This window comes from Streptomyces sp. A0642 (assembly GCF_004795105.1).
Taxonomy (GTDB): domain Bacteria; phylum Actinomycetota; class Actinomycetes; order Streptomycetales; family Streptomycetaceae; genus Streptomyces.
In genome coordinates this window covers 1-14,433 of record NZ_SSBL01000013.1, presented here as the reverse complement: position 1 = coordinate 14,433, position 14,433 = coordinate 1, and the positions used below count along the sequence as shown (strand labels likewise).

11 protein-coding genes are annotated in these 14,433 nt (G+C 70.8%); 8 read left to right on the top strand and 3 right to left on the bottom strand.

Features of this window, described 5'->3' with window-relative positions; translation table 11 throughout:
• The first annotated feature begins 150 nt into the window (after positions 1-150).
• The 3 genes from E6R60_RS21575 to E6R60_RS21565 all read left to right on the top strand — a co-directional run bounded on the left by E6R60_RS21575 (position 151) and on the right by E6R60_RS21565 (position 7,382).
• Positions 151-885, top strand: coding sequence for a VIT1/CCC1 transporter family protein (locus tag E6R60_RS21575; RefSeq protein ID WP_136328273.1), 735 nt, complete (start codon positions 151-153; stop codon positions 883-885).
• A gap of 418 nt (positions 886-1,303) precedes the next feature.
• Positions 1,304-5,863 (top strand): glutamate synthase large subunit, encoded by a 4,560-nt coding sequence (gene gltB, locus E6R60_RS21570; RefSeq protein ID WP_136328272.1) that lies wholly within the window; start codon positions 1,304-1,306, stop codon positions 5,861-5,863.
• Positions 5,856-7,382, top strand: a complete 1,527-nt coding sequence (locus E6R60_RS21565) for a glutamate synthase subunit beta (protein WP_136328271.1) — start codon at positions 5,856-5,858, stop codon at positions 7,380-7,382. The genes gltB and E6R60_RS21565 overlap by 8 nt, the downstream gene beginning before the upstream one ends.
• 166 nt (positions 7,383-7,548) lie before the next feature.
• On the opposite strand, the gene E6R60_RS21560 is transcribed toward E6R60_RS21565, so the two are convergent.
• Together E6R60_RS21560 and E6R60_RS21555 are read right to left on the bottom strand one after the other, a co-directional pair.
• Positions 7,549-8,784: an SLC13 family permease gene (locus E6R60_RS21560; protein ID WP_136328270.1), complete on the bottom strand. Its 1,236-nt coding sequence runs from the start codon at positions 8,782-8,784 to the stop codon at positions 7,549-7,551.
• Between the two features lie 36 nt (positions 8,785-8,820).
• Positions 8,821-9,744: a rhomboid family intramembrane serine protease gene (locus E6R60_RS21555; RefSeq protein WP_136328269.1), complete on the bottom strand. Its 924-nt coding sequence runs from the start codon at positions 9,742-9,744 to the stop codon at positions 8,821-8,823.
• A 133-nt stretch (positions 9,745-9,877) separates the two neighbouring features.
• On the opposite strand from E6R60_RS21555, the gene E6R60_RS21550 reads away from it, so the two are divergent.
• A complete protein-coding gene (locus E6R60_RS21550; protein ID WP_136328268.1) occupies positions 9,878-10,444 on the top strand; it encodes a HutD family protein in 567 nt (188 codons plus the stop codon).
• Between the two features lie 15 nt (positions 10,445-10,459).
• Here the strand turns inward: E6R60_RS21550 and E6R60_RS21545 are convergent, their stop codons facing one another.
• A complete protein-coding gene (locus E6R60_RS21545) occupies positions 10,460-10,747 on the bottom strand; it encodes a hypothetical protein (protein ID WP_136328267.1) in 288 nt (95 codons plus the stop codon).
• A 167-nt stretch (positions 10,748-10,914) separates the two neighbouring features.
• Here E6R60_RS21545 and E6R60_RS21540 point away from each other — a divergent pair, with 167 nt between their 5' ends.
• The 4 genes from E6R60_RS21540 to E6R60_RS21525 all read left to right on the top strand — a co-directional run.
• Positions 10,915-11,430, top strand: a complete 516-nt coding sequence (locus tag E6R60_RS21540) for a pyridoxamine 5'-phosphate oxidase family protein (protein ID WP_136328266.1) — start codon at positions 10,915-10,917, stop codon at positions 11,428-11,430.
• A gap of 72 nt (positions 11,431-11,502) precedes the next feature.
• Positions 11,503-12,114, top strand: a complete 612-nt coding sequence (locus E6R60_RS21535; protein ID WP_136328265.1) for a TetR/AcrR family transcriptional regulator — start codon at positions 11,503-11,505, stop codon at positions 12,112-12,114.
• A 283-nt stretch (positions 12,115-12,397) separates the two neighbouring features.
• The gene (locus E6R60_RS21530; protein WP_015607926.1) at positions 12,398-12,601 is read left to right on the top strand and encodes a cold-shock protein; all 204 of its coding nucleotides are present in this window, start codon (positions 12,398-12,400) and stop codon (positions 12,599-12,601) included.
• A gap of 259 nt (positions 12,602-12,860) precedes the next feature.
• The coding region (locus tag E6R60_RS21525) for a DEAD/DEAH box helicase (protein ID WP_136328264.1) at positions 12,861-14,433 on the top strand (1,573 nt) is incomplete at its 3' end.

Below are 14,433 nucleotides of genomic sequence, written 5' to 3'. Positions count from 1 at the left end.
TCGGACAGGAAGGGAAGGCGTGCCTACGCGGTTACGGAGGGTGGTAAGTACGGCCTGCCTTGCTGGCGGGAGCCCCTTTTCGTGCGTACTTTCGAGGGTGTCGAGCGGGGCGGGAGCGTACGAAACGCGCTGCCGGAGAAGGGGAGAGCTGTGTCCATCATCGAGACCGACGCCGTACTGCACGAGGCGCACCGGGACAACCACACCCACCGTGATGTGAACGGCGGCTGGCTGCGCCCGGCGGTGTTCGGCGCCATGGACGGCCTCGTCTCGAACCTCGCCCTGATGACCGGTGTCGCGGGCGGCGACGTCTCGCACCGCACGATCGTGATCACCGGCCTGGCGGGTCTGGCCGCGGGCGCCTTCTCCATGGCGGCCGGCGAATACACCTCCGTCGCCTCGCAGCGCGAGCTCGTCGAGGCCGAACTGGACGTCGAGCGGCGGGAGCTCCGTAAGCACCCCAAGGACGAGGAGCGGGAGCTCGCCGAGCTCTACGAGTCCCGCGGAGTCGAGGCCGGGCTGGCCCGGGAGGTCGCCCGGCAGCTGTCGCGCGACCCGGAGCAGGCCCTGGAGATACACGCCCGCGAGGAGCTGGGCATCGACCCGGGCGACCTGCCCTCGCCGCTCGTCGCCGCCGTGTCCTCGTTCGGCGCCTTCGCGCTGGGCGCGCTGCTGCCCGTGCTGCCGTACCTCCTGGGCGCGGACGCGATGTGGCCCGCCGTGCTGCTCGCCCTGGCCGGGCTCTTCGGCTGCGGCGCGGTGGTGGCCCGGGTGACGGCCCGCAGCTGGTGGTTCAGCGGGCTGCGCCAGCTGGTGCTCGGCGGCGCGGCGGCCGCGATCACCTACGGCCTGGGCTCCCTGTTCGGCGTCGCCGTCGGAGGCTGACCCCGGCCCCGTCCCGTACCGCCCACGGCCGCGCACACCCCAGGTGTGCGCGGCCGTAACGTGTCCGCCATCTGTGTGACGTACGTCCTGATCACCGCCACTGGGCGGATCGGCCGAACGCGACGTAAAATGAGACTCTATGCAGGGCTACACATAAGTAGTCGTTACCCGGCGGTTTCGTTTCCTTTGCCGCTGGGCATGAGCCGTAGACACCGCAGGCAACGACGCCTGCTCTCTGCGGTCTCCCGGGCGCCGATCCTCCGACTGCGACCCACTCCACCGCCACGGCGGTGTCCGTATGTTGGAACGAGCTATCCGCTTTTTGAGAAGCGTCCCATCATGTAATCTGCACGAAATTTCGCAGAGGGCCAACGTCGTCCCTCGGCACGCAAATGCCACGACGACGACGGGAGAGCCGATGCGCACCGACGCCTGGTCGCCCATGGACGGTCGCCCCGCCCAGCAGGGGATGTACGACCCCCGCAACGAGCACGACGCCTGCGGTGTCGGGTTCGTAGCCACTCTGACCGGTGTGGCCGGCCACGAGCTGGTCGAGCAGGCGCTGACCGTACTGCGCAACCTCGAACACCGAGGCGCCACCGGATCCGAGCCCGACTCCGGTGACGGTGCCGGAATCCTGCTCCAGGTCCCGGACGCCTTCCTCCGCGAAGAGGTCGCCTTCGACCTCCCCGAGGCCGGTGCCTACGCCGTCGGCATCGCGTTCCTGCCCGCCGACGACTCCACCGAGGCCGTCCGCGACCTCGAGAAGATCGCCGCCGAAGAAGGCCTCAAGGTCCTCGGCTGGCGCGAGGTCCCGGTCACCCCCGGCATCCTCGGCAACGGCGCCCGCGCCACCATGCCCGACTTCCGCCAGCTCTTCGTCGCCGACGGCGAGAGCACCGGCATCGTCCTGGACCGCAAGGCCTTCGTGCTGCGCAAGCGCGCCGAGCGTGAGACCGGGGTCTACTTCCCGTCGCTCTCCGCCCGCACGATCGTCTACAAGGGCATGCTCACCACCGGGCAGCTGGAGCCGTTCTTCCCTGACCTCTCCGACCGCCGTTTCGCCACCACGGTCGCGCTCGTCCACTCCCGCTTCTCCACCAACACCTTCCCCAGCTGGCCGCTCGCACACCCGTACCGCTTCGTCGCGCACAACGGCGAGATCAACACGGTCAAGGGCAACCGCAACTGGATGAAGGCCCGCGAGTCCCAGCTCGCCTCCAGCCTCTTCGGCGAGGCGCAGCTCGACCGGATCTTCCCCGTCTGCACCCCGGACGCCTCCGACTCGGCCTCCTTCGACGAGGTCCTGGAGCTGCTCCACCTCGGCGGCCGCTCGCTGCCGCACTCGGTCCTGATGATGGTCCCCGAGGCCTGGGAGAACCACGCCTCGATGGACCCGGCCCGGCGCGCCTTCTACCAGTACCACTCCACGATGATGGAGCCCTGGGACGGCCCGGCCTGCGTCACCTTCACCGACGGAACCCAGGTCGGCGCGGTCCTCGACCGCAACGGTCTGCGCCCCGGCCGCTACTGGGTCACCGACGACGGCCTCGTCGTGCTCTCCTCCGAGGTCGGCGTCCTGGACATCGACCCCGCCAAGGTCGTCCGCAAGGGCCGCCTCCAGCCCGGCAAGATGTTCCTCGTCGACACCGCCGAGCACCGCATCATCGAGGACGACGAGATCAAGGCGTCCCTCGCCGCCGAGCAGCCGTACCAGGAGTGGCTGGAGACCGGCGAGATCGAGCTCGAGGACCTCCCCGAGCGCGAGCACATCGTCCACACCCACGCCTCGGTCACCCGCCGCCAGCAGACCTTCGGCTACACCGAGGAGGAGCTCCGCGTCCTCCTCGCCCCGATGGCCCGCACCGCCGGCGAACCGCTGGGCTCCATGGGCACGGACTCGCCGATCGCCGCGCTCTCCGAGCGCCCCCGGCTGCTCTTCGACTACTTCACCCAGCTGTTCGCCCAGGTCACCAACCCGCCGCTGGACGCCATCCGCGAGGAGCTCGTCACCTCGCTGCGCTCCACGCTGGGCCCCCAGGGGAACATCCTGGAGCCGACCGCCGCCGCGTGCCGTGCCGTCACGCTGCCGTTCCCGGTGATCGACAACGACGAGCTGGCCAAGCTCATACACATCAACGCCGACGGCGACATGCCGGGCATGAAGGCCGCCACCCTCTCCGGCCTCTACCGCGTCAGCGGCGGCGGCGAGGCCCTGGCCGCCCGCATCGAGCAGATCACCACCGAGGTCGACGCCGCCATCGAGGACGGCGCCCGCCTGATCGTCCTGTCCGACCGGCACTCCGACGCCGAGCACGCCCCGATCCCGTCGCTGCTGCTCACCTCGGCCGTCCACCACCACCTCATCCGCACCAAGCAGCGCACCCAGGTGGGCCTGCTGGTCGAGGCCGGTGACGTCCGCGAGGTCCACCACGTCGCCCTGCTGATCGGCTACGGCGCCGCCGCGGTCAACCCGTACCTCGCCATGGAGTCCGTCGAGGACCTCGTCCGCGCCGGCACGTTCATCGAGGGCATCGAGGCCGAGCAGGCCATCCGCAACCTCATCTACGCGCTGGGCAAGGGCGTCCTGAAGGTCATGTCCAAGATGGGCATCTCCACCGTCGCCTCCTACCGCGGCGCCCAGGTCTTCGAGGCCGTCGGCCTCGACGAGGACTTCGTCGCGCAGTACTTCAACGGCACCGCCACCAAGATCGGCGGCGCCGGACTCGACGTCATCGCCAAGGAGGTCGCCGCCCGGCACGCCAAGGGCTACCCCGCCTCCGGCATCTCCGCCTCGCACCGCGCGCTGGAGATCGGCGGCGAGTACCAGTGGCGCCGCGAGGGCGAGCCGCACCTGTTCGACCCGGAGACGGTCTTCCGCCTCCAGCACGCCACGCGCAACCGCCGCTACGACATCTTCAAGAAGTACACGGACCGGGTGAACGAGCAGTCCGAGCGCCTGATGACGCTCCGCGGACTCTTCGGCTTCGCCTCGGACCGCGAGGCCATCGACATCGACGAGGTCGAGTCCGTGGCCGACATCGTCAAGCGCTTCTCCACCGGCGCCATGTCGTACGGCTCCATCTCCCGCGAGGCGCACGAGACCCTCGCCATCGCCATGAACCAGCTGGGCGGCAAGTCCAACACCGGTGAGGGCGGCGAGGACGCCGAGCGGCTCTACGACCCGGCGCGCCGCTCGTCCATCAAGCAGGTCGCCTCCGGCCGCTTCGGCGTCACCAGCGAGTACCTGGTCAACGCGGACGACATCCAGATCAAGATGGCCCAGGGCGCCAAGCCCGGCGAGGGCGGCCAGCTGCCCGGCCACAAGGTCTACCCGTGGGTCGCCAAGACCCGGCACTCCACCCCGGGCGTCGGTCTGATCTCCCCGCCGCCGCACCACGACATCTACTCCATCGAGGACCTGGCTCAGCTGATCCACGACCTCAAGAACGCCAACCCGGCGGCCCGCATCCACGTGAAGCTGGTCTCCGAGGTCGGCGTCGGCACGGTCGCCGCCGGTGTCTCCAAGGCGCACGCGGACGTCGTCCTCATCTCCGGCCACGACGGCGGAACGGGCGCCTCCCCGCTCACCTCCCTCAAGCACGCGGGCGGCCCCTGGGAGCTCGGCCTGGCCGAGACCCAGCAGACCCTGCTGCTCAACGGACTGCGCGACCGCATCGTCGTGCAGACCGACGGCCAGCTCAAGACCGGCCGCGACGTCGTCATCGCCGCACTGCTGGGCGCCGAGGAGTTCGGTTTCGCGACCGCGCCCCTCGTCGTCTCCGGCTGCGTCATGATGCGTGTCTGTCACCTCGACACCTGCCCGGTCGGCATCGCCACCCAGAACCCGGTCCTGCGCGACCGCTTCTCCGGCAAGGCCGAGTACATCGTCAACTTCTTCGAGTTCATCGCCCAGGAAGTCCGCGAGATCCTCGCCGAGCTCGGCTTCCGTACGATCGAAGAGGCCGTCGGCCACGCCGAGCTCCTGGACACCGACCGTGCGATCACGCACTGGAAGGCCCAGGGCCTCGACCTCGCCCCGCTGTTCTACGTCCCCGAGCTGGCCGACGGCGCCGTCCGTCACCAGATCGCCGAGCAGGACCACGGTCTCGCCAAGGCCCTCGACAACGAGCTCATCAAGCTCTCCGCCGACGCCCTGAACGCCGACAGCGCCGAGTCCGCCCTTCCGGTCCGCGCGCAGGTCCCGATCCGCAACATCAACCGGACCGTCGGCACGATGCTCGGTCACGAGGTCACGAAGAAGTTCGGTGGTGCGGGCCTGCCCGAGGACACCATCGACATCACCTTCACCGGCTCCGCGGGCCAGTCCTTCGGCGCCTTCCTCCCCAGCGGTGTGACGCTGCGCCTGGAGGGCGACGCCAACGACTACGTCGGCAAGGGCCTCTCCGGCGGCCGCGTCGTCGTCCGCCCCGACCGGGGCGCCGACCACCTCGCCGAGTACTCCACCATCGCGGGCAACACCATCGCCTACGGCGCCACCGGCGGCGAACTGTTCCTGCGCGGCCGCACCGGTGAGCGCTTCTGCGTCCGCAACTCCGGCGCCACCGTCGTCTCGGAAGGCGTGGGCGACCACGGCTGCGAGTACATGACCGGCGGCCACGCCGTCGTCCTCGGCGAGACCGGACGCAACTTCGCGGCCGGCATGTCCGGCGGTGTCGCGTACGTCATCGACCTGGACCGCGACAACGTCAACGTCGGGAACCTCGGTGCGATCGAGGAGCTCTCCGAGACCGACGAGCAGTGGCTGCACGACGTGGTGCGCCGCCACCAGGAGGAGACCGGATCCACGGTCGCCGAGAAGCTCCTCGCCGAGTGGACCACCGCGGTGGCCCGCTTCAGCAAGATCATCCCGTCCACCTACAAGGCAGTGCTCGCCGCCAAGGACGCCGCTGAGCTCGCCGGTCTCTCCGAGCAGGAGACCACCGAGAAGATGATGGAGGCGGCGACCAATGGCTGACCCCAAGGGCTTCCTGACCACCGGCCGCGAGGTCGCCAAGACCCGCCCCGCCGATGAGCGCGTCAAGGACTGGAACGAGGTCTACGTTCCGGGCTCGCTGCTCCCGATCATCAGCAAGCAGGCCGGCCGCTGCATGGACTGCGGCATCCCGTTCTGCCACAACGGCTGTCCCCTCGGAAACCTCATCCCCGAGTGGAACGACTACGCCTACCGCGAGGACTGGACCGCCGCGTCCGAGCGCCTGCACGCCACGAACAACTTCCCGGAGTTCACCGGGCGGCTCTGCCCGGCCCCGTGCGAGTCGGCGTGCGTGCTCGGCATCAACCAGCCGGCCGTCACGATCAAGAACGTCGAAGTCTCGATCATCGACCAGGCGTGGGACCGCGGCGACGTCACCCCGCAGCCGCCCGAGCGCCTGTCCGGCAAGACCGTGGCCGTCATCGGCTCCGGCCCGGCCGGACTCGCCGCCGCCCAGCAGCTGACCCGGGCCGGCCACACGGTCGCCGTCTACGAGCGCGCGGACCGCATCGGGGGACTCCTCCGGTACGGCATCCCCGAGTTCAAGATGGAGAAGTCGCACATCAACCGCCGCATCGAGCAGATGCGCGCGGAAGGCACCAAGTTCCGCACCGAGATCGAGGTCGGCAAGGACATCGACGCCGCGAAGCTGCGGCGCCGCTACGACGCCGTCGTCATCGCCGCCGGCGCCACCGTCTCCCGCGACCTGCCCGTCCCGGGCCGTGAGCTGAACGGCGTGCACTTCGCTATGGAGTACCTGCCGCTCGCCAACAAGGTGCAGGAGGGCGACCTGACGGTCTCCCCGATCACCGCCGAGGGCAAGCACGTCGTCGTCATCGGCGGCGGCGACACCGGTGCCGACTGCGTCGGCACCGCCCACCGCCAGGGCGCGCTCTCCGTCACCCAGCTCGAGATCATGCCCCGGCCGGGCGAGGAGCGGAACGCCAACCAGCCCTGGCCGACCTTCCCCATGCTCTACAAGGTCACCTCCGCGCACGAGGAGACCGAGGTGCTGGCGGGCCTCAAGGAGGGCGCCGGGTCGGGGCAGGGCCCCTCCGCGCCGAAGGCGGGTGAGGGACGGGTCTACTCCGTCTCGACGACCCACTTCGAGGGCGACGAGGACGGCAACGTCCAGGCCCTCCACCTCGTCGAGGTGGAGTTCAAGGACGGTAAGCTGGAGCAGAAGCCCGGCACCGAGCGGAAGATCCCCGCACAGCTGGTCACGCTCGCGATGGGCTTCACCGGCACGGACCAGGCCAACGGGCTGGTCCAGCAGTTCGGTCTGGAACTCGACGCACGGGGCAACGTCGCCCGTGACGACGACTACGCCACCAACGTCGACGGCGTGTTCGTCGCCGGTGACGCGGGCCGCGGCCAGTCCCTCATCGTGTGGGCCATCGCCGAGGGCCGCTCCGCGGCGCGCGGCGTGGACCGCTTCCTGACCGGAGCCAGCGCACTGCCGGCCCCGATCCGCCCGACGGACCGTTCCCTGACGGTCTGATCACGGCACACCAGACGTCCCGTACAACGGCGTACGGAACTGAACGCGGCGCCTGCCCGTCCCCGACCGGACGATTCGGCAGGCGCCGTGGCGCGTCCCGGGGCAGGCACGGGCGCCTCCCTCGGATCCGTGGCGCGTCCCCCGGGGCAGGCCGCCGCCCTCCCCCTCAGGTGGCCAGCGCCAGCGCACAGGTGGCGGCCGTCACCGCCGTCACCGACAGCACCAGCCCGGTCAGGACGAACCGCCCCACGGAGATCCGCGTCCCCTGCCAGCGGCACCGCTCGAACCACAGCAGCGTCGCCAGCGAGCCCCACGGCGTGACGACGGACCCCGCGTTGACCCCGATCAGCAGGGCGAGCAACTGGTGGTGGTTCTCCACCGGGATCACCGCCTCGCCCGCCACGTACGCCGGCAGATTGTTCAGTACGTTGGACAGCCCCGCGCCCACCCAGGCCGACCGCAGCATGCCGGCGAAGCCGTCGTCCGAGCCGAGTGCCCGCACCAGCAGCTCGTGCAGCCCGTGGGCGTTGACCGTCTCCACGACCAGGAACATCCCGGGCACCAGCACCAGCAGCCGCCACGGCACCAGCGACACCCGCAGCTCCTCGCGGCGGCGCACCGCGTAGGCCGCCACCACGATCACCATCGCGACCAGCGACGCGGACCACAGCGGCACGTCCAGCAGCAGGATCGCCAGCAGGAAACCGCCGCACGCCACCGAACAGATCCGCAGCAGCACGGGATCGCCCGGCACCGGCATCGCCGGCGGGACGTAGCGGTCCGCCCCGCGCCGGCCGCGGCGCCAGTAGAAGACCCACAGACACAGGGCCGTCACCCCGATCGCCGCCAGCTGGGGCAGCCACATCACGCCGGCCAGACCGGCCGGGGACAGCGCCACCCGGTCCGCCGCCAGCAGATTGGTCAGGTTCGACACCGGGAGCAGCAGACTCGCCGTGTTCGCCAGCCACACCGTCGTCATCGCCAAGGGCAGGGCCGCGATCCCCACCCGGGTGCCGAGCGCCAGCATCACCGGGGTGAGCAGCACCGCCGTGGTGTCCAGATTCAGCGTGATCGTGGTCAGCGAGGCGAACACCACGCAGAGCCCGAACAGCAGCGGGTAGCGGCCCCGCCCCGCCCGCGCCACCCAGGCCGCCACCACATCGAAGACCTGCGCCCGGCCCGCCAGCTCCGCCAGCACGATCACCGTGGCCAGGAACACCAGCAGGGGCCCGACGCGCCGCATCTGATCCGCCGCCGGATCCGGCGGCAGCAGCCCGGTCACCACCGCCAGCACGCCCAGCAGGAGCAGCGCGCCCGCCAGCCGGTCCAGGGGATGCAGCCGCCGCATCAGGGAGACCGCACCGGAAAGCACGGCTTCCGGACGGGAGTGATCATTCCGCATGCCGTCATCGTGTCAGACCGTGCTCGGCGCTCCCGTTCAGCCCGTCAGCGCCGAGGTCTTGAGGACCACCAGCAGGACCAGCACCGCCAGCAGCACCACGCATCCGGCCGCCTGCACCGGCGCCCGCCGCTGCGCCGGCGCGTACGCGTAGACGACCGTGACGAGCGCACCGGTCAGCAGCCCGCCCAGATGCCCCTCCCAGGAGGTGAAACCGGCGGAGATCACCATCCACACCAGGAACCCGACCAGGAACCGGTTCACCGCCCGCATGTCCCGGCCGAGGCGCCGGTTGATCACGTAGAACGACGCCGCGAGACCGAAGACCGCCCCCGAGGCGCCCACCGCGCTGTCGTACGGCGAGATCAGGTAGACCAGGACCGAACCGCCCAGCGCGGACAGCAGATACAGCGCGAGATACCGGACCCGCCCCAGCTGCTCCTCGACCACCCGGCCCAGATTCCACAGCGCGTACAGGTTGAAGAGGATGTGCAGCACCCCGAACGGCAGCGAACCGAAGGAGGACTCGCCCGGCGGCAGGTGCAGAAAGGCCCCGGTCAGCAGCCGGTACCACTCGCCGTCCACCACGCCGATCACGTCGAGACCGGGGAAGCCCCCGTCCACGTAGACGTACTGGCCGCCGTCCGGGCCGGTCAGCCCGGCCCCCGTCATCGCGAACCGGTCGACGATCCCCGGACGGACCAGCTCGGCCAGGTAGGCCAGGATGTTCAGGCCCATCAGCACATACGTGATGACCGGCACCGCGCCGCGGGGCACCGCGCCACCGAACACCGTCCGCGCCTGCCGGACCGAACGCCGCCCCTCCTTCACGCACTCCACGCAGTGATGGCCGACGGCCGCCTCGCGCATGCAGTCGGGGCAGATGAAGCGCTCGCAGCGGGTGCAGCTCACGTACGTCTCGTACGAGGGATGGCGGTAGCAGGTCGTGACGGCGGCCTCCATGGCCGGCTCCTTCATCGGTGAATGGACCAGAAGCCGGTGGGGGCGGCGGCGATCAAGATAGCGAACGCGGGGGAGCGGGCCGCATCCGGGATTAGGCTCGGGGTTTCCCGCCCCCGACGATCGGAGCCCCCAGATGACCGCCGAGGCGTTCCGGATCCTGCGCGCGGCCGGCCGCACACCGGTGGCGTGGAAGAACGGCGGGGGCACCACCCGCGAGATCGCCGCGTCGCCCGGCGCCACGACCGACGCCTTCGACTGGCGGGTCAGTCTGGCGGACGTGGCCGCGGACGGGCCGTTCTCCCTCTTCCCGGGCGTCGACCGCACCCTGACGGTGGTGGAGGGGGCCGGGATGGACCTGATGGTGGACGGGGAGCATCACATCGTCGACGAGCCGTACTGGCCGCACGACTTCCCGGGCGACGTGGAGACCGACGGCCGGCTGCTGGCGGGCCCGGTCGTGAACCTCAACGTGATGTACCGCAGGGACGCCGTCCGGGCCCGGACGGCGGTGGTGCGCGGCACCCTCCGGCTGGCGGCTCCGGAGGGCGGGGCGGTGCTGGCCGTGGCGCTGGAGGACGGAGCCGTCATCGACGGCACGGACACCGCGCTCCGCCGCTACGACGCGGTGCTTCTGCGGGGCACGGCCGTGTGCGAACTGCGGACGCAGGGGTACGCGGCACTGGTCACGCTGTCGCGCTGAGGGCCGGGACAGCCCTCAGGAGCCGGGGATCCAGTAGCGGTGGACCTCGGAAACCGTGGGACGCTCACTCGCGGCGGGCAGGCCCCGCCTCTCGGCGACGGGCATGACGACCGCGCCGAACTTGTCCATGGCTTCCTGGGACTCCCAGAGGTCGTACACCTCGATGCCCGTATCGGTGGGGACACAGACGTGGGCGAGGCATCCGGCGAACGTGTCGCCGGGCATGGACTGGAGTTCCGTGTTGAGCGCGTCGTACTGCTCCGTCGTGGTGCCCGGCAGGGAAACCTTCATGAAGACGGCCATCTGAACTCACCTCGGAGTCGGGAGCGGCCCTCCCGGCCGCCGGCCGGCGGCCCCCGCCTCTTCCAGCACACCACGGCGCGGCCCGCACGGCATCCGTCCGGGTGGTCCGCGACCATGACGCGGGAAACCGGACAGAAGGTGTCGGGTTTTCCGGGTTCCATGGAGTCATGACTGCCACGACCTCGCACTCCTGGGCCGGCTTCCGGTCGGCCGAGCCGGACTTCGCCGACACCGTCCGCCGACGCTTCGAGCAGTACAGGCACCACGTACTGGCGACCCTCCGCAAGGACGGCTCGCCCCGCGTCACCGGCCTCGAAGTGGACTTCCGGCTCGACGAGCCGTTCCTCGGCATGATGCCGAACTCGCGCAAGGCGCTGGACCTGCGCCGCGACCCCCGCTTCGCGGTGCAGGCCAACCCGGGCCCCGACGCCGAGATGGCCGACGGCGACGTGAGGATCTCCGGACGCGCGGTCGAGGTGGACGATCCCGGGGTGCTGGCCCGCTTCATCGCCGAGGTGAAGCCGCCGGAACCCTTCCATCTCTTCCGGGTGGAGCTGACGGAGGTGGTGCGCACCGGCCTCGAGGGCGGCGACACCCTGGTCATCCAGACCTGGCGTCCCGGTCACCCGCTGCACACGATCCGCAGGGGCAACGACGACGGCTCGGCTGCCCGAACGCCCTGACCGCGCCCCGGCTGCCCCGGCCGTGGGCGACGAGGAGTCCGCAGCCGCTCCCGGCGGGCGGAGAATGGGCGGGTGCCTACCAAGAAGAAGCCCCAGGCGATCCCCGCGCCCGAGCGCCGTGGCGAACTGCTCGCCACCGCCGCCGAGGTGTTCGCCGCCCAGGGATACAACGCCACCACCGTCCGCAGGATCGCGGACGCGGCCGGCATGCTCGCGGGCAGCCTCTACTACCACTTCGATTCCAAGGAATCGATGCTCGACGAGATCCTCTCCACCTTCCTGGGCGAGCTCTGGGAGGGTTACGACGCCGTGCTCGGCGCCGGGCTCGGCCCCCGGGAGACCATCGAGGCGCTCGTCACCGAGTCCTTCCGCGAGATCGACCGGCACCGCGCCGCCGTCGCCATCTACCAGAAGGAGGCCCGGCACCTGGCAGCCCAGCCCCGGTTCCAGTACCTCGTCGAGTCCCAGGAGAGGTTCGAGAAGGCCTGGCTCGGCACCCTGGAGCGCGGCGTCGCCGACCGCACCTTCCGCGCCGATCTCGACATCCGTCTCACCTACCGGTTCGTCCGCGACACGGTCTGGGTCGCCGCGTCCTGGTACCGGCCCGGCGGCCGGCACAGCCCCGAGGAGATCGCGCGGCAGTACCTCTCGATGGTCCTGGACGGCATCGCCCTGCGGCGTTGAACCGACTTCGAACCGACTTCGAAACGGCTCCTGGCCGGACGCCCCAAGGGTTCTTCCGGACATCCGCCGGCCGGCGGCGCGGCGCGTCCCACCGCTGGTCGGCAGATCGTGCTACGGTGATCCGGTTGCAGTTTTGGTACCCATGAACTTTATGTGCGCCTGACGGGAATGCTTCCTCAGGCGTTTTATTGTTTTCCGGCTTTCTCCGGGTGGGGCTCAATGCGGCGACTTGGAATTCGTAAAGTGCGGATTTCCGGCACTGCACCTGTTTTAGGAGAATGACATGGCTACTGGAACCGTGAAGTGGTTCAACTCGGAAAAGGGCTTCGGCTTCATCGAGCAGGACGGCGGCGGCGCCGACGTCTTCGCCCACTACTCCAACATCGCCACCCAGGGCTTCCGTGAGCTCCAGGAGGGCCAGAAGGTCTCCTTCGACGTCACGCAGGGCCAGAAGGGCCCGCAGGCGGAGAACATCGTCCCGGCCTAATTGCCGGACGCGTACCTCGCAGCCGGGGCCCGCACCGTGAAGGTGCGGGTCCCGGCTTGTGCTGTCCCTGGGAAGTGACGCAGAGACCGGGCGCCGACCGGCGCCCCCGCACCGGGTGCGACGAAGCACCCCGGGCATCCCGGAAGTTCCGCGCGCCGCGCACAGCGGTCCGTCCGCACGTCCGCGCAGCCCCGGAACTCCCGCGCGACCCCCAGCAGTCCCCGTAGTTCCCAGGAATCCCCCAGGAGGGCAATTCCGTATGACCCGCTCCGAACGTCAGGACCGTCCCGCCCGCAATCGCCCGTCGAGGGGGCGTGGCACGGCCCAGGCACAGGCAACCGCACAGGGTTCCGGCAAGGGATCCGGCAAGGCGTCGCCCCGTCGCAGGGCCACGCCGCCGCAGGGTGAGTTCGCCCTGCCCGAAACGATGACCCCCGCACTGCCCGCCGTCGAGGCGTTCGCCGAGCTGGACATGCCCGCCGCCCTGCTGAAAACCCTTGCCGCGCAGGGCGTCACCGACCCGTTCCCGATCCAGGGCGCCACCCTGCCGAACTCGCTCGCCGGCCGGGACATCCTCGGCCGCGGCCGCACCGGCTCCGGCAAGACCCTCGCCTTCGGCCTCGCGCTGCTGGCCCGCACCGCCGGGCGCCGCTCCGAGCCGAAGGCGCCGCTGGCGCTCGTCCTCGTCCCGACCCGCGAGCTCGCCCAGCAGGTCACCGACGCGCTGACGCCGTACGCCACCGCGGTCAACCTGCGGATGGCCACCGTCGTCGGCGGTATGTCGATCACCAAGCAGTCCGGCACCCTGCGCCGCGGCGCCGAAGTGGTCGTCGCCACGCCCGGCCGCCTCAAGGACCTCATCGAGCGCGGCGACTGCCGCCTGGACCAGGTCGCCATCACCGTCCTCGACGAGGCCGACCAGATGGCCGACATGGGCTTCATGCCGCAGGTCGTCGCCCTGCTCAAGCAGGTCGAGGAAGGCGGACAGCGGATGCTGTTCTCCGCGACCCTGGACAAGAACATCGACCGGCTGGTCAAGATGTTCCTGACCGACCCCGTCGTGCACTCGGTCGACCCGTCCGCCGGCGCGGTCACCACCATGGAGCACCACGTGCTCCACGTGCTCGACGAGACGGACAAGAAGGCCGTCGCCACGAAGATCGCCGCCCGCGAGGGCCGCGTGATCATGTTCGTCGACACCAAGCGCGCCGCCGACCGCTTCGCCAAGCGCCTGCTCGCCAGCGGTGTACGGGCTGCCGCCCTGCACGGCGGGCGCTCCCAGCCGCAGCGCAACCGGACCCTGGACCAGTTCAAGACCGGTGAGGTCACCGCGCTCGTCGCGACGAACGTGGCGGCCCGCGGCATCCACGTCGACGACCTCGACCTGGTCGTCAACGTGGACCCGCCCACCGACCACAAGGACTACCTCCACCGCGGCGGACGCACCGCGCGCGCCGGTGAGTCCGGGAGCGTCGTCACGCTGGTGCTGCCCGAGGAGAAGCGGGAGATGACCCGGCTGATGCAGGACGCGGGCATCGCGCCCCGCACCACCCGGATCAGGTCCAGCGACGAGGAGCTCACCCGGATCACCGGGGCCCGCGAGCCCTCCGGCATCGCGATCGTGATCGAAGTCCCGCAGCCGACCCCGCCGAAGCCGCGCACGCGGACCGGCGGCGGCACGGGCACGGGCGCCGGCACCGGCGGCGGCTTCCGCTCGGGCAGCCGGGGCCGGGGCCGCCGCAGCGGCGCGGGTGCCGCCGGAGGCGCCGGTGCGCAGGGCGCGGGCGGCGCGTCCCGGGGCTCGGGCGCCGGGGGTGCCTCGCGCGGCTCCG